Below are 18,137 nucleotides of genomic sequence, written 5' to 3'. Positions count from 1 at the left end.
TATCCTGTTTCCTATAAATAGTATAACGGGAATTGTCAGATTGTACGAGGATTTATCATTGAGTAGGATATTCGGATTTTGAGTACAAAAAAAGCGCGTCGCAACGAAAATAATCGATGGGCTGCACTGGTTTATTTAGTCTTATTTTCAAAACTGCTTCTGCGCAAATTAAAAATTTCCATTTCATTTAGATACGTCTTGCGAGAAATAAATTCTAATTCATATTTATTGGAAAGTACACTCTCAGTTAATGCAGTCAAAACGCCTTGCATACTATGAACATCTATCGTTAGATTTTCTAGTTTGGCGTCCTTCTCTTCTTGACGATCACGAATACTCTTAACGATTTGTGTATTTTCATCCAACTGTGCTTTTCCCTAAGTTATTTACACCCGCTATACATGTTATTCCATCAATCCTTATGTCTGCATGTTGAATATAAGCAAGGTCATTAAATTTTTATCCGCAATCGTATCATTCCTTTTTATGTAATCTCTATTTACTATTATAACACTTAAGTACTCTATTCAGTATTAATGGAGACGTCCATTATTTCCTTCTTCGATAACGGCTCCGCCTGTCAAGTTCGACTTGCCCATACAATAGATAAATCGCCTAGCATCAAAAGACACCAAGCGATTTCCCTATTGTGGACTATGTTAGTCAACTCGATTCATTTTTAGTAAAGTTTATTATTAGGGAGCTGTTCTTCGGAAGGCTTGATGGAGTAATATGGAACGAGATAATATTCTTGTTTTCAGAAAAAGCTTTAAGTTGCTTCTCCTGACGAATCCACCGCTCTACTGCACTATATGCCTTGACCTCATCAATTTAAAAACCATCTCATGTAGATTCTCTAAAGTAAAAACGTTCGTTTAAACTTTTATGATTGAATAAGTGATCGGCAATTTCTCCCTCAAGTTTCCTCATTTTATCCGTGGTGAGGATTTTATGTATGCTTTTAAAGATTCATAGAAGTTTTCACGCGTACCTATCAAAATAATTAGTAATAGTTCCCCATTTTCTTGCTCTTCTATACAATAAGCCAATTCACAACTTGCTTTCTGATGGCGTATATCCATAGAAAATACTCCAGATAAATCACCCTTTTTAGAACTTCCTAAAGTTGGATCTAGCCGGAGATTTTCAATCGTTTGTTTAAACTTTTTTTGTAACGGCTTGTCATTTTTTATCGTTTTTAGAAATCTTTTTGCACCAGGTAAAACTTCAAAATCTAACTTCTTTTGTTCACTCATTTTCGACCTCTTCAAGATCAGCAAATAAATCATCTGTATTAACATACACTTTTCCGTCTCGGGTATCATCAATGAGTTTCTGTAATGCCGATTTTAGTTGTGATTTTCGATAAACAAATTCTCTTATCATATCATCACCTGCTTCATAGCCTTCGCGAATTAAATCAGCTAAAATATCTTCACTGATATCCACTTCTGTTGTTACAGGTTTAATCATAAGAACTCCATCGACGATTTCACAAAGGACTTCGTCACCGATTTGAAGTTGATCATGAAATTCTTTCGGGATGGTCATTTGTCTCTTTTTCGAAACAGCAATTTTCTTTGGCATCGTCATCTGGGCCATCTCCTTATGCAAGATCGTTGCGTTTCCCATAGTATATGCCTCCTTTTCTATTTCGATACCCGTTTCCTTGTTCTCATCTCTTTGTTTAAGTATACCACGAAACCAGAACTACTAAACTACCTCAGAGGGATATATGATGTGTGAATCTTAGTGAAAGGTACCTATAATGTTAAATAGAGATTTAGCTAGTAAACTCCATTAATCTTTGTATTATTATGTAGTTCTATTGAATAATCCGAATAATTGTATGCGCAGGTACCTAACACTTATTCATAAACAGACGCTATAATTGGAGTCATGGGAAGGCCGCTTTCTATTTGTATTTGCTGTCTAAGCATACATTTAGAATAAATGGCCTTTTCCCATTTTTCAACAATTAGCTATCGGGGATAATTTTACACATAGGATATTCTACTAGGAGCTTTTTAAAGAATGACAGCAAAAACTAAGCCTTTAGATTTATGCATTCCAACTTTATGCATTTCATCTGTGACAACATATCCATATGTTTATAAACTTGGATGACATCTTCCCGAATGAAGGGAAGTCTAATTCTGCCAAATAATCAGTTCAACAATAAATTAAAGACCAACACGCTACTATACTAGTTTTAATAAAAGGGGATTGAATAAATTGAAAAATGATAAGCAACAATTATCATTCACAGAATTGCTACACTGCGTTGAAGAAGAAACAACTAAACACACTTCTGTCCCATTAAAAAACGGACGTTTTCCAGACGACCTAATTGCCGATTTTGATATATTTCTGTCTTATTGTCAAGAACATCCAGTTGCGTTAACGAAGAAAAATGAATATATATCTAGAAAACATTTGGTTAAGCTGAATGCACTAATGAACGTGAAAGCAGCAGATGCAACGCTATATTCAGATCAAGACAGATATCCGTATCTTCATTTCCTTTTCAATCTTTCGCAAAGCAGTCGGTTGCTTCAAAAAAACCATACAGGGTTAGAAATCCAATTGATAGGCACAGAGCGCATTTCTATGTTCAAGGATTTTAGTGAGTGTGAGAAATACTGTTCACTCCTTGAAGCATTCTGGGTAGATACAGATTGGACAAGCTTAAAGAAACACTCACAAAATCCAGCAGCCCAAATTTCATCCGTATTTGCTACATTTTGCAACGCGCCTCCAGGGAAGAAATGGAACATCGCTAGCCCTATAACGGAAACAGATCAGTTCGTAAATTCACAAACCGAAGAATGGCATTACTTCCATCTATACTTTGAATGGTTTGGTCTGTGGTCTTGTCAGGACGATACGAAGCGAATTGAAGAATACTACCGGAATGATTGTTATTTTGCAAAAACCATTACTCTTACACCACTTGGGTATTCGATTATGTCCGTTCTGATATTTGAACGAAACCCGGAGGCATGGAACATCGCCCATCGGAGAGTAAATGGAGAATCAGAGTGGTTTCCCGGGATGCCACTAGAAACATTTAATGGTTTTTTCACCACAGATTCGGATTACAACAGACTTGCAAAAACTGTCCAAACCGACCAAAGCAATCAGCCGTTCCACCAACCATTCGTCCCATTCTTTCCTTCAGGAGAACTGATAAGGACATTACCAAGGGAACAAAAAAGGTTCAATGAAGGTACCTATACCTTCAAAGTACTCTTCTCAAATGATGTTTGGCGGAAACTTGTACTAAGTGGCGATTCAACTATGCACGACTTGCATAACTCAATCATTCGCTCATATCAATTTGGGGATGATCATCTTTATTCATTTTTTATGGATGGGAAAAAGTGGTCAGATAATTGTATCGCCTCACCGGACGATGATTTCGGACACCGTAATTCGGAAAAGGTGCGCATAGATTCTCTCTGTTTACAACTCGGCCAAAAGTTCCTTTATTTGTTTGACTACGGAGACGAATGGGTATTCAACGTACTCGTAGAAGATATCAACACTAACAATACAGACGCCATCTTACCATACGTTTCAGCTGAGAAAGGATTAGCACCTGAGCAATATTTTGATTTTGAGGAAGAAGATGAGTGGGAATGATTTGAGGTTTTTATAAGTGCCTGTCTAATCCAGGACAATAATCCCGGTGGAGATATATTCTCCACCGGGATTATTTACTGTTTCGTATCGTAATAGATTCCATCGCGTGCTACATTACCGTAAGGATTAACGTAAGTTCTTAAATGATCTTTTTTTGATTTAGCTTCTGAGATATCTATGCGGATTTGATTTGTGAAGTGAGTAAGTTTCTTTTGAACATCTGCTTCCATCGCAATAAGTTCCTTGCCAAGCACTTCTTCTTCGGCAGTAAAAGGTTCTGCAATTTCCGATTGAAGCTCGTCCCGCTTATTTAATAGCGATTCAATGAGCGCAATCGTCCCATCCCTTTGATCTTCAGCAGTTTGTTTTGTTGCGACCAACAAGCCCTCGGTTACTTTACGCCAAGTGATCAGTGCCGGGCGAATCATATATTATTCCCATTCGCATACTGTTTTTGACGATTAATTTGGATGACTTGTTTCCATGTATCTCGAAACTCCATAATAATCGTTGACGCTTCATCGAATAATGCTGGATCATTTTTAATATTACCGTCAATGAGTCGGCTGTTTGCGAATTCATAAAGAATCAGCATATTTTGAGCAACTGGAACTTTCGTGTCCAGTGTCAGCATAAGTTCGTTAATAATAGCCTGTGCCTTTTGAATTGCACTATTTTTCTCTTCAATCTTATTGTCATCTAGTGCTCTTTTCGCTTGTTCAATGAATTTCAAGCATCCATTGTATAACATAAGCGTAAGTTCACCAGGTGTCGAAGTATTTACTGCGTTATTCTGATAGGTTGCATAAGGGTTATTAATAGCCATTTAGTATAATCTCCTTTTTAGTGCTTTTATGTTAGACATCTAAATTACTCATTATATTTGAAGGTTGAATTGCCATTTCCAATCCACCATTATTAATTATATCGGCTTGGGCAAGTGGAAGTTGAGTGAAATGCCGAATAATAATTACCGAGATATTGGTAAATCTTATCTACTTAATACTACATATGTAAACGCAATGTATTTTGACGCACTATTACTAATCTTCCTATATTTCATTGGCATCTAAACAAATATCATCTTAGACCGAAGTACTTATAGTAAATGCTGACAAATTAATAGAATAGAAGGTGCTTTATGTTTAGGTCAATCAAAACGAAAATCTTATTGACGGTAATGGTGTTATTCTTAATCGGAATTTCGCTAATGACCATAATTAGTAGTACGCAAGTAAAGAACAAAACTGAAGAAAATGTCTTGGAATCGAGCGGGGCACTTATCAATGAGATGGGCTATTCGATTGAAAACTTTCTTACTCAATTCGAAAAGGGGCTTGCTCAACTATCTGCCTCTCCAACAGTGGTAGGATTTACGACGAGCCAATCACCCACTTCACTTGAAGCTGAATTTGAGCATTTCATCGAACTTCGCCCAGATACATCGTCCATCTATTTTTCACTTTTAAATAAGCACACGACGATTATCCCTTCCGTTGACCTCGGAACCAACTTTGACCCAACGTCACGTGACTGGTACAAGAATGCCCTTACACAACCGAGCGCGGTTCAATGGTCAAAACCCTATATTGACCAGGCAACCAATGAATTTGTCGTGACTGCTTCGAAAGCGGTACACTCAAACGGCAAACTAATCGGCGTCATCGGGCTCGACATCCAACTCGCTTCATTGACAGATAAAGTCTCCTCAAGCCATATCGGTTACGATGGCTATCCTGTCGTATTCGATACGGAAGGTACAGCAATTGCCCATCCGACACTGCACGGGGAAAACTTGATGGACTTGCCTTTCATCGCAAAAATGTATGAAGGAAATAATGAACGCGGTGCGATTCATTATGATCACGAGGGCATCGCCAAATCCATTATTTACTCAACGATTCCAAAGTTCGGTTGGAAAGTGGGTGCGGTCTATGATGAAAAAAATATCAATGCACTAGCATCTAACCTACGAAACTCAATGATCATCATCGCTCTTGCAACTTTGCTCGTCATCTTTATCGTGCTGTACATCGTGATCAGTCGTACAATTAAACCAATCGGAAAACTAAAATCACTTATGGATTCCGTATCCGATGGTGATTTAACAGTCCGCTCCGACATCAAGACAAAAGATGAAATCGGTGAACTTGGCGACAACTTTAATACGATGATAGACAATATGAACGCCATTATTACAGTCGTCAACGGCTCCGCAGAAAACGTACGGGCAAGTTCCGAAAGCCTGAGTGCCGTATCCGAAGAAACAAGCGCATCGAGCGCAGAAGTGGCTCATGCCGTGAATGAAATCGCTCACGGCGCATCCAGATCCGCAGAAGACGCAGAAACCGTCACCGAACGAGCCGAACGACTTGGCCAACAAATTAATGAAATCACAACAAAAGCAAGCGTCATGTCCGGTATCGCAACAAAAGCTGGTGAAATGAACACAAGCGGACAAGGTCAAATGCGGGAACTTAAAGTATCTTTCAACGATTGGGAAACCAATTTACAGTCGATGTCCCAAGTCATTGGTACGCTCGAAGAGAAAGTCGGAGCTATCGGCAACGTGATGAATACCATTACCGAAGTTTCCGCACAAACAAATCTTCTGGCACTCAACGCAAGCATAGAAGCAGCACGCGCGGGAGAACACGGCGCAGGATTCGCTGTCGTTGCGGATGAAGTTCGTAAACTCGCTGAGCAATCAGCACGTTCGACAGATGAAGTTCAAGCAACCGTTCGGGAACTTCAAACAGAATCTCGTCTTGTGACAGAGCAAATGAATGAAACAATCGAAAACTTCAATCGTCAAGAAACGGTCGTCCATGACACCGAAATTACATTCAGTGAAATCTCAACATTAATGGAAGAGATGCAAACTTCCATCGACTCGGTGTACGAAGAAATTATTAACGTCTCTGCGCTGAAAGACGATGTTGCCGAAACAATCCAAACAATGGCAGCCACATCCCAGGAAACAGCCGCAGCATGTGAAGAAGTAAGCGCGTCAACCGACGAACAACTTCGAGCGATTGAATCCGTAACGGATGCAGCCGAAACGTTGACTGATTTGAGTGAGGAATTGACCATTGCAGTGAATCGATTTAAGGTATAACATCACAACGACACACAATAAATCCTATATATTTATAGGCAACTTAAAAATCGCGTCCACTACTTTGTATGTAGTGGACGCGATTTTCTTAATATTGTCTGTGCATCACATAACTCGGATGCTATTCATATTTGTATTCAAGTTGTGTCTTACACAGGTAGCCGAAAAGTTTATAATTCCAGTGACCTATGTAACACTTACCACCTATCAAACTCCAAGCACACCATTATCAATCAAAACTTTCTTGTAGTCTTCAAAACTCATTGGGCAATCTATGAAATTAAGTAATTGATCTTTTGAAACCTTTAGCTGTTTTGCCATTTGTCCAAGTAAATGATCATCATATTCTTTTTTTCCATGACTAAGTCTTGTTCGAATAGATGTTTTCTTGCCATCGACGTAAAATGTATACATGTGATGATGTGTTTCTTTCAATTTAAGTCCTTTCTTTTCCAATGAACTCTGAATGAGCCTTACTCTTCTAGCACTCATACCCTAGGCACCACCCTTTCAATATAGCGAATCACACATTTTTTCAACTCTATCGCATCTATTGTCAATTCTTCATCCGGTGACACTGCATATTCTTCCCAAAGATAACTAAGCCCCAAGTAGCAAGCAGATAATACTTCTCGTAGTGTAGGCTCACTAATATAAAGTCCTAATTCTTCATGTTCAATCGTCCAATAGCCATCCACATAATCTAACTCTACATAAAAACCATCCATCATTTCATATTGCTTTTGATGATAATGGAATTCATTAATCAGCCACTTTCCTGGATCTGCTATTGTTACTTCATCTATCGAAACCAATTCTTGTATTTCATTTGCATTTGTTAAAACAGCTTCCCCTTTTATTAAAACCTCTTTACCAATTGATTGAAAAATTTCATTCTCAATCTCTAAAGAAATACAACGTATTACCCTAGAACCATTGTAAATACCAACATATGAATCTCCATGGATCTTCAATTCAACAATTTTACCGATAAGTTCTCTTACTTCCTCTTTTGGTTTGCTTAACATTCTGTCGACACTTTTTAATTGTTTCGTAGATACTGGTGCCGTGAAGCCTTTACTATTCCCTTTCACAAAAACTTTGTAATCATCTTGTCTTGGCAACATTTCCTTAATCGATTTCAGTACTCGATTCATTGTACGTTGATCTGGAATAAGTTTAATTATTTTTTTCGTTTCTTCATCGCTTATGTGTTGAATCACTTCGTGAAAAATTTGAAAAGTACTCTTTTGAATTTCAGGGGATACGCCCTGTGGCAAATCTAAATCCATTACAAAACTACCTTTTGAAGTAGCGACTAACTCCAGTGTATAACTTTCCTGTACTTTTCTCGGAAAAGGTCCCCTCTCCCGCGATGAACTACCATCAGACGATTTATATTCACCTATCGTAAATATTGTAGCTTGGGCTGCCTTTAAGACTTTATTTAAAACGGCCACTGGGATTCGACCTTTTTCAAAATCGTCCCCTTCTAGTTTAATGGTTAATCGATCACTCATGATAAAACCCCCAATCATAGTTTTAAGTAAACCACATATATTTTACTTTCGTATCTTTTAATACAATAAAAGCCCTGCACCATAGTGTCAGAGCATCTCCTACTTACCATAAAGTTTTGTCCACAATTTTTTTCAGCACTAAGTTAAATTGATTATCTTCAACCCAAATCCATAATTAAATAACTCACTTATATATATGCCAATATCTTTATACCGTCATGATACTCAAGAGATTTTGGAATTACTCGTTTAAACAAAACCGATTGACCGCACTTCATGCAGTATGTTAACTGCACTAACCAGGCTTTTCAAAGATTTTAAACTCTACCTAATTATATGCTTATTTTACCACAACCATACGAAAATACACATCATGAATCAATTATCATACAATTGTGTTGTATAATCCGAATAGTTTTATGCACAGCGGACTTAAAATTTTTCAAATGAATACAAAATACTCAGCCCATAGTGCTTTGGCTGAGTTTTGGTCCTTATTTTTACGTATTACAGGAACTATAGATTTAATATCTATAAGTAGCCGCAACTCCTCTGTCGTTTGGCATTCTTTCTTTAGGCAACATCACTACTTCGCCTTTATTTTTGAATACCAATTCTGCGAGGTCGTCTAATATGTCGTCTACTACTGGATTTTCAGGCGCTTCTTCAGTCAGTGCACCGGTTTCCGCATTTATTTTTCCGGGAATAATGCGGTCCGACTCAATTAGGACTCGATTCACTCGGTTTTCGGCGGCTGCTTTAGCCACTTGAACGATGTCATCAGAACCTTGGTCTTGTGCTCGTGCATTTTCAAATTCATCAATGAGAGCTTTTGTTTTAGCTATATAAACGGGCTCGATTTTCGCCCAAGCACTTTCTCTTAATTCATCAATAGAAAACGCTTCATAATCCGCTTTAATTCCTTCTTTTTGTAGAAATGGATTATGACTTAAATTGTGAAAAGGAGTATGGTATTCGTCAAGCGACACCAAAATCAGTGGTAAGCCCATCGGACGTGAATAGTTTTCCAATACTAAACGGTCAACGGATCTAAAATAGCGTTCGATGTCTTTATCGATCTCGTCCTTTTTGCTGCCCGCACCGTGGAAAACTACTGAACCTCCAGCACCTCTTCCACCCGCAGTAACATGGGATTCTGTATACTCTTTCCCAAGTATTTCTTCAGCAGTTTGAGGAAGTTCAGAATCGATTTTAACCTTTTCAAAACCGTATCTGTTTCCTTCGTAAAGCGTAAAGTTATTACGATTAATGCCTAATAAATGATATCGATCTGCGGATTGAAAGATCCGTATAAGTGGCTTAATATGGAAGCTATCTGCTACAATCGCTAATTCCTCAACCGGCCGCTCGAGTAGATAAACGATACATTTACTTTCTGTTGCAAATACAGCCATACCATCTGCAGTATGCTGCCAAAACTCTTTGTCTGCAGCCAATGCTTCGAAAGGTTTCAACAATGATTCTATTTGTTTTTTAGCGTATTTCATATCCAAGGATTGACTCACTTCTCGAATCAAATTCTTAAATCGAATTGGATCTTGCTGATTTTCGGGTCCATGACGGTGAGTAGGTTGATACAGTGAAATGAAAGTTTCAGCTTTCGATTCAAATAATTCGTTTGGAAAATCCTTTACAATTTCATACAACATAGTATCCCTCCATTAATTTTTAAAAAAGTTAAGGAAGTCTAATAACGTATTAAAATAAATAAGAGAGTCACTTCCGAATCTCCCGTTCTATTCTTTGTATACCCGCTTTTCATAACTCTAAACCATATGCAACCTGTTATTACATATAATGTAAAATCAAAGCAATCTTTCAAACGTAATTATTTATTTGTTTGATATGTTTTCTGAAGAATGATACAGTTTTGATATATTAATAGATAAGGGGGAAACTATTTATGTCCAAGACGCATTACTTTCCTAAGGATGCCGCTCATTTTAAGTGGGATGTCAACAATAAGCCTGTTGTTACAATCCAAAGTGGCGACACAGTTATTTTTGAAACGATTGAAGTGACGGATAATCAGCTCAATCCAGAATCAACGTCAGAATCACTTACCGATTTTAATTGGGACAAAGTATATCCGTTATCAGGACCCGTTTATATTGAAGGTGCTGAAAAAGGAGATACACTTGCTGTAGAAATACTAGATTTACAAACAAGAGGATGGGGTTGGACAGCAGTTCTTCCGGGCATGGGCTTATTGGCAGAAGAATTTCCGGATGCCTATTTACGAACGTTCGATTTATCTGATGCAGAGTATATTCATTTTCGCGACGATATCAAAATCCCAATCGAACCTTTTTTAGGAACTATGGGTGTATGCCCAGCAAATGCGGTAGACCAAGGAATCATGCCACCAGGAAAATTTGGCGGAAACATGGATACACGTCAATTAACAATAGGAACAACACTATATCTTCCTGTGCAAGAAGTCGGTGCATTGTTCAGTATTGGTGACGGTCATGCCAGCCAAGGCGACGGAGAAGTTTGTGGGTCCGCATTAGAATGTCCGTTGTATGCAAGTTTGAAATTCACTCTTATTAAAGGAAAGTCCATTCCTGCTGCACAATTTCAAACAAAGGGTCCGTTGACACCGAAAGTAAATGATGGAGATTTTTACGGAACGTCTGGAGTTGGGCCGGATCTTTATAAAGCGTCTCAAGATGCACTTCGTGCCATGGTCGACCATATTTCTGTAAATTACAATATGTCCCCTGTGGACGCGTACTTGCTTTCAAGTTTATGTGTAGATTTAAAAATCTCTGAAATTGTGAATGTTGGGGAGTACGTTGTTAGTGCAGTTCTACCGTTATCGATATTTAAGAAAGACTAAGCATTATAACGATGCACGTAAATAATAGACTTTAAAAAGATGACTCTGGTGGAATACCAAAGTCATCTTTTTTCTACGTAGATTACATGAGCTTTTGAATGTTAGACAATTGTTAAATACCTTTTGGTATAGCCTTTAAAAAGATCCCTATACTTCTTATACATTTGCTTTCAACCAAGCAATCACTTTTTTTTGATCGAGTGTTCCTCTTCCATTCTTCGTACGACTGATGCGGAAATACTCAACTTTATTATTATTTTCTTTCAAATAAATTCTTCCAGCATGATCAGCCCCAAAAGGATACTCATTTATCGTTTCCCCTGAGTGTGTTTTAATGGTATTCTCCCTTGTTTTTATTATCGCCTGGTCAAAATTACGTTCTAAGTTGGCAATGATTGCTTCCACTTTTAATCGATCTGGCGGTACCAGAGAAAAGAAATCCTTATAAAACGACTGATGGAATTTACTCCCCGCGTAAAGTGTCTGAAACCGTGGTTCATACTCCCGCTCTAAAATACGAAGTGCCTCTACTGTAATCTCCGCTGGTGCCCCCTTTGTCGCACTTAGAAGAGCAAAATCATTTTTCTCATTAAGCAGTTCAGTTTTCAATTGTTCTATTTTTTCTTCCGACTTAATTGCTTGGGCTGTGTATTCATCATCCTTTAAACTCAATTTCTGACCTATATCTTGTAGTTCAAGTAATGCAATCTGATGGTCTTCTTGATTACTATCCAACTGTTCCTGCCACACAACTCTTTCAGCTGTCAACTGCTCTATTTTTTGACGGTCTATTCGAACTTGTTCCGTTTTTGTATGAATTGTGTTTTCAAAATTAATCATAACTTGTTCATTTCCATGTAGTTTTTGTTGAACAGTCTGTAATCTCCCACTCAATTTCGCCACACGTTTAACTTCTCTCATTAAATCTTGCTCTACTTTTTTAAATTTATCTTCATATATATGTTTGTCTTGTTGGAGCACTTCAATCTCTTTCATCTTTTCTTCTATTTCTTTTTTCGTACTATTTTCAACATCCGCGCTATCAAATTCAGTTTGTTTTTTCTTTAAACGGCTTAGCTCATCTTCTAATCTTTTTTGCTTAAAAAGATTTTCTTCCATCACAATTCGCAATTGATCATATTCAAGCTTTAGCCCGTTCCGATTGTCCAATACCTGATTTTTCTCATCAGTAAGTGTATGTATTTCTTTTTTCGATGCTTCAATTGATTGTTGGACGTCATGATACTCTTGCTTATAGTGAGCTAGTTCATCTGTTTTCAACTCTAACTTTTCATATAATCGAATAAGACGTCCTGTTTGATCTTTGTCACTTTTATCAGTTTCGGCTATTTTCAAGCGTAAAGATTCGACTTCGACTTGCTTTTGCTTGATTGAATGAAGCAAAATCTTACGGTCAACCAAATAATCATTCAATTGCTCCTTGTTCTCTTTTAATATAAACAGCATTTTTGTAATGGAATCATCTGCCGCATTTAAAAACTTTGAAAACAGATATCGTCCTCCCACCCCCAGCTTACTTAACACTAGTAGGACACATTTTTTAAATTTATGCATAAAACCCGCTCCCTTTTTAACTTACTCAGCGAGCATCGGTCCCGCCACCCCATAAATTACGTCCACCAGTATGGCCTGTACCGCCGTGTATTTCTTCTTCCACTAATTGCATTCGTCCTGGTTCTTCATGATGATGCCAGTCATATCCGCTTGGCGTAACAGAGGACTGTAAATTCTCAATATCTTGTAGGTCAAAGCCTAAATCATTTGCGAGAGATGGATTTTCCTGAATCGCTTCGTAGAGACCCATATTGGCAATACCGATATGAACAGTATCTGAATACAAATAAGCATCTTCTGGTAACTGTACTTCAAAAGACGCATCAAATACTGGATAAACTCCCATCGTAACTCCGTCTGCACCCTCAACCGTATTCGATTCAAAAGGAACACCGGTCACTTCATGGACATTACCGTTGAGCGCCATATTTCTAGTATCTACCTCCACAGCTTCCACTACATCAGCATCGATCATATCTAAAACCCCTACGCCCACTAACATCACACTTGTTACCTTTCCCAGATTTTGCAAACCACCTATCCACTGATCACTATCTTGATGAATAACACCATTCACCGTTTGTCCAATACTTTTCCCTGTGTAGACAACTCCGCCTACAATTCCTTTTGCAGTATTCACAGAAGCATCTTTCATATCTGCCCAACCCTCAGACTTTTTCTCTTCATCCTTCGTAAACACACCATATGCCCCTGTCGCAGTACCGTCTGCAAATTGTGCCGTATTCGAAATGACTTTTGTCGATGACATGACAACCGTTTGTCCAACTTCCTTAATGTAGTCACCTGTTTTAGGAAACTTTGTACTAACTACAGTTCCAGTTAAATCCACACCAGCCTTAACAATACCTCCGCCTATCGTGTTTACTACCGTCCCAATCATGCTAAATAACTTCATTTCCCACACTCCCATTCTGTATCTAAAGAATCACAAGTAACTTTAATAATAAGTCTATTATACTATAAAAATGCAATGAATTCATAATAAATAATGAATTAGATAAAATTAGCACAAAAAAAAACTACCCAATCAGAATTTCAGGGTAGCTCTTTCAATATTATGACAGCACTATCTGCGCAATATGATCAACAGATAAAACCAATTTTCGAGTAATTGATAGATTTTCTTAAACGAATAGCTAATAAGTAACCTTAAAGTCCGTTATGCATATAATCTTCCAATGTCTTTATAACAGTCTGATGCTCTTGAATCTGCTCATTCAATTGTTCCCGTTCTTCTGTTGGCATTTCATTATTCGCTGCTTGCTGTGCAATCTTCTTCATTTGGTGAAGCCTAATTTCAATCTCTTCAAGAACTCGATCTTGTTTCTTTATCAATTCGAGCTGTTGTTTAAGTATTTCTATTTCATCTACGAAGTTTTCAAACATTCGCATACTGCTTCTGCCGGTTTATTTGAATAACCTGCTTCCACGTATCGCGAAATTCCTTTATGATGTCAGACGCCTCTTCGAATAAGGCACTGTCGTTTTTAATATTACCGTCAATGAGTCTGCTATTCGCAAACTCATAAAGGACAAGCATGTTGGCTGAAATCGGGTATGAGGAATCCAGCGTCAACATCAGTTCAGAAATAATGGCTTGTGCCTTTTGAACAGACTTATTTTTTTCTTCTATATTATTATCATCCATCGCCCTTTTCGCTTGTTCAATGAATTTCATGCATCCATTGTATAACATTAGCGTAAGTTCGCCAGGAGTTGATGTGTTAACAGTATTGTTTTGATAGGTTGCATAGGGATTATTCATAGCCATTTATAATTGGTCTCCTAACTCTTGGTAACTAATTTACTTAATTATAGTTGAACGCATTCATTAAAGTCACTGACTGGGAATTCGCGCGATTTATAGCAGTCTCCATCGCTGTAAACTGTTTCCAATAGCGATTCTCCATCATTTTTAAACGTTCTTCAAAACGTGCAATTTGACTGTCCATTTCTTTTAGTGAGCGGCCAAGTGAAAACGAATCATTAACGGATCCAATCTTACCCGCTCGGTCACCAATAGACGTTTGAGTTTTATCGATAATTGTTCGAAGTTTTCGAGCAAACCCTTGCTCCTCAACAGTATCTCCGTCTTTAGAGAACAGTTCATGTACTTTATTCGGGTCATCACTAATTGCTTTCTTTAATTTTGTTTCATCAATAACGAGCTTACCATTGGCGGTAAAATCCTTGGTAGTAGTAATACCAAGACTTGATAATAATACACCACCAACAGACCCCATTAATGCGGACCTCATTTGTGTAAGCATATTGGAAATAGTACTATCATTTCGTAGCGTACCACTCTTCGCTTTTTCTTCCCATTGCTCAATGTCTTTTTCCTTCATATCCTTTTTCTGTTCAGCAGAAAGGGGTTGGAAATCGCGATATTTAGTTTCACGGATTTGTTTATTTAAGTCTTCGATTAGCTTATTGTACTCGTCCACGTATTTAACGACAGTGTCGAATATTTTATTAGTGTCTGGCGCGGAACTGAAATTAATAGGTGCAGCGCCTATTGCTGATTCCTGTTTTAACGTGAATTCAAAACCATTGATTTGGAATGTGTTTGAAGCACGCTCTGTTTCAAGTCCATTTAAATTAAATTTCGCATTTTGACCCGCAGTACTAGTGCTCGTCAAGCCTAGAGCAGCACCTAAATCACCTGTAATTGTTATATCTTCGGTATTTTCATCATTTTCGATTCTTGTAATCTTTCCGTCATTTGAAATTTGGAAGATTGGTGCTCCAGCCTTAATATTAATTTGATCCACAATAGCGCCCAATGTATTTACAGAATTAAATTTCAATGTTTTTGTTGTACCATCGGGCATGTTAAGCTTTATTTCTGTCTTATCCGTTATTCCAAGACTACCCAAAGTAGAGGTCTTCGAAGCCCCTTTTTGAAGCGTAAATGTAGTAGAAAGGCCTAACGACTCCCCTAAATCACCAGTAACTTCAATATTTCCAGCACCACTATTTTTAGCAGTCATCGCAATTTTTCCTGTATGCGAATCATAAAATGCACTTACTCCTGTTAATTCATTTATTTTACTAAGAACAGAACTTATTGAATCTGTTTCAGGATTAAATTTTATCGGGACACCTTCTGTTGGCATATTACCATTTTTATCCGGTGCATTGATAATTAATTCCGTTCCGGTGATTCCTAATTGTTTAAGCGTTGAATTTGCCGATTGCATCACGTTTACTTCTGGTTCCCCAATTTTATGCTCAACAAATTTAATACTTCGTCCGCCTTGCAATGTTGCATTTTTAGCCAACTGAGTAGTTTTAATCGTTCCAGAAAAATCGCTCATAGACCCCATATTTCGAATCGCTACATCATCAGGTGAAGAAACATTTACTGTCTTCGCAGAAAATGACGTTGATAAGATCATTGTATCAAACGTCTTTTTACTAAAGTCAAACAGTTGTCGGTTTGTTGCACGATAATCATCCAATTGCCATTCTAGGTATTGTTTCTTCTGTGTTATCTTGTCCATAGGGATACGGTGCGCGTTCATTAAATCATTTACCATTTTCTCCGTATCAAAACCTGAAGCTAGTCCACCAATTCGCATTTATAATCACGCCTTCCTTAAATTTTACGATTGACGGCATGCCTAAAACTCGCACTTTGCCGCATGAATATCCAACAGGTTATTTGATGGCATCTTCCGTACGACCTCGTCCGTCGTTGAATCACTTTATCGATTGACAACTGTTGTTCATTGTCAGACTGTTGCTGAATCTTTTATTGAATAGGTTGTATTTATGAATCTTCATTACTTTTTGTATCGGCTTAATATAATGATAGTTAAGTAAAATGGGATTAAAATAGTATTCGATTGGGTCTAAGATCATATTATTTAAAAGATACCTAAAATTAATTCAAAAGACATTTTAACTTCTTGGTATCCTTTTTGTGGTTTTAAGTCTATATAACTAATGAGCAGTCCCATTCGACTGTGTAAAAGTTATCGTGCTTCTACGAATAAAATCGCCATCAACTGTAGGTATGTTTAAGTGGTATTTAATGAAGGGGGGTTTCATATGAAGTTATTAATCAATAAGGCACCGCTTCAAATCATTCCGTAATTGGCGGTACATGTTAGGTTGAACGAGGCCATTTTGTTTCAACAACTCCATTTTAGATCGCTCATTTCCCGAAACTGGAGGGATTGGTATAAATGGGTTTATTAGACGTGCATAAAAAAGAAAAGATACCGGATTGACTATTCGTCTTTGCCTGACCAGACATTGCAAAATGCCCCCACTACGATAGCAAATTCAGCTGCAGACGAAATGCATATTGCACCCACTCTACAAGGCAATTTGCATCCAGCAATAACTAAAGAACTTAAGAGTATTAAAAGAAGTAATATTGTCGAGAACGATCTCAACGTTGTGTCTGTCATTCAATATTTAAATTTTAAAAGGTATCTGTGCATGAAACTCCAATACTATATTCATTCAATTGTATATTTATAATAAGAATAGTGGTTTAGCTAGTTATTTCCACCAAGGCTTGTATTATTATGTAATTATGTTGAATAATCTGAATGGTTTTACGCACAGGTACCTAAAATAAGGAGGTCACGGGATTATTGAATAGGAGTTATTAGGCTGTTATTTATAAGTGGAGTGAAATTTGGAGGGATTCAATTGGATCAATTATAAAGTAAAAACGCGGCCATATTTTCCCTTCCGCGTTTTGTTAACCAGAATGACTTGGAATTATATCATAACCAGGTATCGAAATACTAATATAAAATTAGAAGAGAAGCTTTGACAATGCTTATTCTTTAGAATTATTTCTTATGACATGGGCTTGAACAATAGTAACAACCATCAGCTGTTACATAGTATTTCTTTGCTTCTCGAACTGCATCTCCGCAATTTGCAAAAACACCTAAGTATTGACGGTTTTCAGAAGCTGGCAAATGACTGCATATGCTCTCGTGAACTTCATGATCTCCATTTGATTGTGAATTTTTATTCACATAATAAGTTCCCATTTAAACACCTACTTTCTTAGACATAGTTACAGAATATATATATATTCTGTATAATCACTATTATAGAACATACATTCTAATTAGTCAAATATATAATGATAGTCAACTGTGCGATATCAAGTTCTAACAAACTCATATATCGGTATAATAAATAGTGAAATTCCCTTGGATAATCTGTTCAGAGCGGATTTTAACCTTAAGTTTGAACCTTACTTCCTCGACTAAGAGGTAACCTGGGCTTCTATACTTTTAAAAAACACGGCCGCTTTCGCGGAGGCCACTGAAAAACCAAAACTCTGAATATAAACGCTCCACTTGATAAAGACTTTCATGAAAATTTGAGATGCTATTCCCCATATATAGGTTGAAAAGTA

Annotated in this window: 17 protein-coding genes; 3 read left to right on the top strand and 14 right to left on the bottom strand. The window is 37.4% G+C overall.

What is annotated here, in order from left to right; translation table 11 throughout:
* Positions 1–131: 131 nt before the first annotated feature.
* From ACP8HH_RS04015 to ACP8HH_RS04005, 3 genes are all read right to left on the bottom strand, one after another.
* Positions 132–365 (bottom strand): hypothetical protein, encoded by a 234-nt coding sequence (locus ACP8HH_RS04015; protein ID WP_438316162.1) that lies wholly within the window; start codon positions 363–365, stop codon positions 132–134.
* A gap of 561 nt (positions 366–926) precedes the next feature.
* The gene (locus ACP8HH_RS04010; RefSeq protein ID WP_438316160.1) at positions 927–1,256 is read right to left on the bottom strand and encodes a type II toxin-antitoxin system RelE/ParE family toxin; all 330 of its coding nucleotides are present in this window, start codon (positions 1,254–1,256) and stop codon (positions 927–929) included.
* A complete protein-coding gene (locus ACP8HH_RS04005; RefSeq protein ID WP_438316157.1) occupies positions 1,249–1,632 on the bottom strand; it encodes an AbrB/MazE/SpoVT family DNA-binding domain-containing protein in 384 nt (127 codons plus the stop codon). Before ACP8HH_RS04005 ends, ACP8HH_RS04010 begins: the two co-directional genes overlap by 8 nt.
* Before the next feature lie 603 nt (positions 1,633–2,235).
* Here ACP8HH_RS04005 and ACP8HH_RS04000 point away from each other — a divergent pair.
* A complete protein-coding gene (locus tag ACP8HH_RS04000; RefSeq protein ID WP_438316154.1) occupies positions 2,236–3,645 on the top strand; it encodes a plasmid pRiA4b ORF-3 family protein in 1,410 nt (469 codons plus the stop codon).
* A 74-nt stretch (positions 3,646–3,719) separates the two neighbouring features.
* On the opposite strand, the gene ACP8HH_RS03995 is transcribed toward ACP8HH_RS04000, so the two are convergent.
* A complete protein-coding gene (locus ACP8HH_RS03995) occupies positions 3,720–4,073 on the bottom strand; it encodes a hypothetical protein (protein ID WP_438316151.1) in 354 nt (117 codons plus the stop codon).
* Positions 4,070–4,471, bottom strand: coding sequence for a flagellar export chaperone FliS (fliS, locus tag ACP8HH_RS03990; RefSeq protein WP_438316148.1), 402 nt, complete (start codon positions 4,469–4,471; stop codon positions 4,070–4,072). Before fliS (ACP8HH_RS03990) ends, ACP8HH_RS03995 begins: the two co-directional genes overlap by 4 nt.
* Positions 4,472–4,786: 315 nt before the next feature.
* Here fliS (ACP8HH_RS03990) and ACP8HH_RS03985 point away from each other — a divergent pair, with 315 nt between their 5' ends.
* A complete protein-coding gene (locus tag ACP8HH_RS03985) occupies positions 4,787–6,763 on the top strand; it encodes a methyl-accepting chemotaxis protein (RefSeq protein ID WP_438316145.1) in 1,977 nt (658 codons plus the stop codon).
* A gap of 207 nt (positions 6,764–6,970) precedes the next feature.
* Here the strand turns inward: ACP8HH_RS03985 and ACP8HH_RS03980 are convergent, their stop codons facing one another.
* The 3 genes from ACP8HH_RS03980 to ACP8HH_RS03970 all read right to left on the bottom strand — a co-directional run bounded on the left by ACP8HH_RS03980 (position 6,971) and on the right by ACP8HH_RS03970 (position 9,953).
* Positions 6,971–7,255: a hypothetical protein gene (locus ACP8HH_RS03980; protein WP_438316143.1), complete on the bottom strand. Its 285-nt coding sequence runs from the start codon at positions 7,253–7,255 to the stop codon at positions 6,971–6,973.
* Complete coding sequence (locus ACP8HH_RS03975; protein WP_438316140.1) at positions 7,252–8,283, bottom strand: hypothetical protein; 1,032 nt, start codon at positions 8,281–8,283, stop codon at positions 7,252–7,254. The genes ACP8HH_RS03980 and ACP8HH_RS03975 overlap by 4 nt, the downstream gene beginning before the upstream one ends.
* Positions 8,284–8,807: 524 nt before the next feature.
* The gene (locus tag ACP8HH_RS03970; protein ID WP_438316138.1) at positions 8,808–9,953 is read right to left on the bottom strand and encodes a baeRF3 domain-containing protein; all 1,146 of its coding nucleotides are present in this window, start codon (positions 9,951–9,953) and stop codon (positions 8,808–8,810) included.
* 254 nt (positions 9,954–10,207) lie between these two features.
* Between ACP8HH_RS03970 and ACP8HH_RS03965 the strand changes: the two genes are divergently transcribed.
* Positions 10,208–11,146, top strand: a complete 939-nt coding sequence (locus ACP8HH_RS03965) for an acetamidase/formamidase family protein (RefSeq protein ID WP_438316135.1) — start codon at positions 10,208–10,210, stop codon at positions 11,144–11,146.
* Between the two features lie 156 nt (positions 11,147–11,302).
* On the opposite strand, the gene ACP8HH_RS03960 is transcribed toward ACP8HH_RS03965, so the two are convergent.
* The 6 genes from ACP8HH_RS03960 to ACP8HH_RS03935 all read right to left on the bottom strand — a co-directional run bounded on the left by ACP8HH_RS03960 (position 11,303) and on the right by ACP8HH_RS03935 (position 17,763).
* Entirely contained in the window at positions 11,303–12,721 is a 1,419-nt protein-coding gene (locus tag ACP8HH_RS03960) for a hypothetical protein (protein WP_438316132.1), read from the bottom strand.
* Between the two features lie 25 nt (positions 12,722–12,746).
* Complete coding sequence (locus tag ACP8HH_RS03955; protein ID WP_438316130.1) at positions 12,747–13,637, bottom strand: HNH endonuclease; 891 nt, start codon at positions 13,635–13,637, stop codon at positions 12,747–12,749.
* A 254-nt stretch (positions 13,638–13,891) separates the two neighbouring features.
* Positions 13,892–14,128 carry a hypothetical protein gene (locus tag ACP8HH_RS03950; protein WP_438316127.1) on the bottom strand — a complete coding sequence of 79 codons (237 nt, stop codon included), beginning with the start codon at positions 14,126–14,128 and terminating at the stop codon, positions 13,892–13,894.
* Complete coding sequence (fliS, locus tag ACP8HH_RS03945; RefSeq protein ID WP_438316124.1) at positions 14,121–14,513, bottom strand: flagellar export chaperone FliS; 393 nt, start codon at positions 14,511–14,513, stop codon at positions 14,121–14,123. The genes ACP8HH_RS03950 and fliS (ACP8HH_RS03945) overlap by 8 nt, the downstream gene beginning before the upstream one ends.
* Positions 14,514–14,550: 37 nt before the next feature.
* Positions 14,551–16,326, bottom strand: a complete 1,776-nt coding sequence (fliD, locus tag ACP8HH_RS03940) for a flagellar filament capping protein FliD (protein ID WP_438316121.1) — start codon at positions 16,324–16,326, stop codon at positions 14,551–14,553.
* A 1,230-nt stretch (positions 16,327–17,556) separates the two neighbouring features.
* On the bottom strand, positions 17,557–17,763 hold the full coding sequence (locus tag ACP8HH_RS03935) for a hypothetical protein (protein ID WP_438316118.1): 207 nt from the start codon (positions 17,761–17,763) through the stop codon (positions 17,557–17,559).
* Positions 17,764–18,137 lie beyond the last annotated feature (374 nt).

Origin of the sequence: Sporosarcina sp. FA9 (assembly GCF_051550205.1) — a bacterium.
GTDB lineage: Bacteria > Bacillota > Bacilli > Bacillales_A > Planococcaceae > Sporosarcina.
The sequence above is the reverse complement of the archived record's forward strand: the minus strand, read 5'-3'. Positions and strand labels throughout refer to the sequence as shown.

What these genes read in the sequence shown, in the direction of transcription:
- ACP8HH_RS04010 (WP_438316160.1), bottom strand. Translation starts at nt 1,256, where the DNA reads ATGAGTGAACAAAAGAAGTTAGATTTTGAAGTTTTACCTGGTGCAAAA.
- ACP8HH_RS04005 (WP_438316157.1), bottom strand. Translation starts at nt 1,632, where the DNA reads ATGGGAAACGCAACGATCTTGCATAAGGAGATGGCCCAGATGACGATG.
- ACP8HH_RS03995 (WP_438316151.1), bottom strand. Translation starts at nt 4,073, where the DNA reads ATGATTCGCCCGGCACTGATCACTTGGCGTAAAGTAACCGAGGGCTTG.
- fliS (WP_438316148.1), bottom strand. Translation starts at nt 4,471, where the DNA reads ATGGCTATTAATAACCCTTATGCAACCTATCAGAATAACGCAGTAAAT.
- ACP8HH_RS03985 (WP_438316145.1), top strand. Translation starts at nt 4,787, where the DNA reads ATGTTTAGGTCAATCAAAACGAAAATCTTATTGACGGTAATGGTGTTA.
- ACP8HH_RS03980 (WP_438316143.1), bottom strand. Translation starts at nt 7,255, where the DNA reads ATGAGTGCTAGAAGAGTAAGGCTCATTCAGAGTTCATTGGAAAAGAAA.
- ACP8HH_RS03975 (WP_438316140.1), bottom strand. Translation starts at nt 8,283, where the DNA reads ATGAGTGATCGATTAACCATTAAACTAGAAGGGGACGATTTTGAAAAA.
- ACP8HH_RS03970 (WP_438316138.1), bottom strand. Translation starts at nt 9,953, where the DNA reads ATGTTGTATGAAATTGTAAAGGATTTTCCAAACGAATTATTTGAATCG.
- ACP8HH_RS03965 (WP_438316135.1), top strand. Translation starts at nt 10,208, where the DNA reads ATGTCCAAGACGCATTACTTTCCTAAGGATGCCGCTCATTTTAAGTGG.
- ACP8HH_RS03960 (WP_438316132.1), bottom strand. Translation starts at nt 12,721, where the DNA reads ATGCATAAATTTAAAAAATGTGTCCTACTAGTGTTAAGTAAGCTGGGG.
- ACP8HH_RS03955 (WP_438316130.1), bottom strand. Translation starts at nt 13,637, where the DNA reads ATGAAGTTATTTAGCATGATTGGGACGGTAGTAAACACGATAGGCGGA.
- ACP8HH_RS03950 (WP_438316127.1), bottom strand. Translation starts at nt 14,128, where the DNA reads ATGTTTGAAAACTTCGTAGATGAAATAGAAATACTTAAACAACAGCTC.
- fliS (WP_438316124.1), bottom strand. Translation starts at nt 14,513, where the DNA reads ATGGCTATGAATAATCCCTATGCAACCTATCAAAACAATACTGTTAAC.
- fliD (WP_438316121.1), bottom strand. Translation starts at nt 16,326, where the DNA reads ATGCGAATTGGTGGACTAGCTTCAGGTTTTGATACGGAGAAAATGGTA.
- ACP8HH_RS03935 (WP_438316118.1), bottom strand. Translation starts at nt 17,763, where the DNA reads ATGGGAACTTATTATGTGAATAAAAATTCACAATCAAATGGAGATCAT.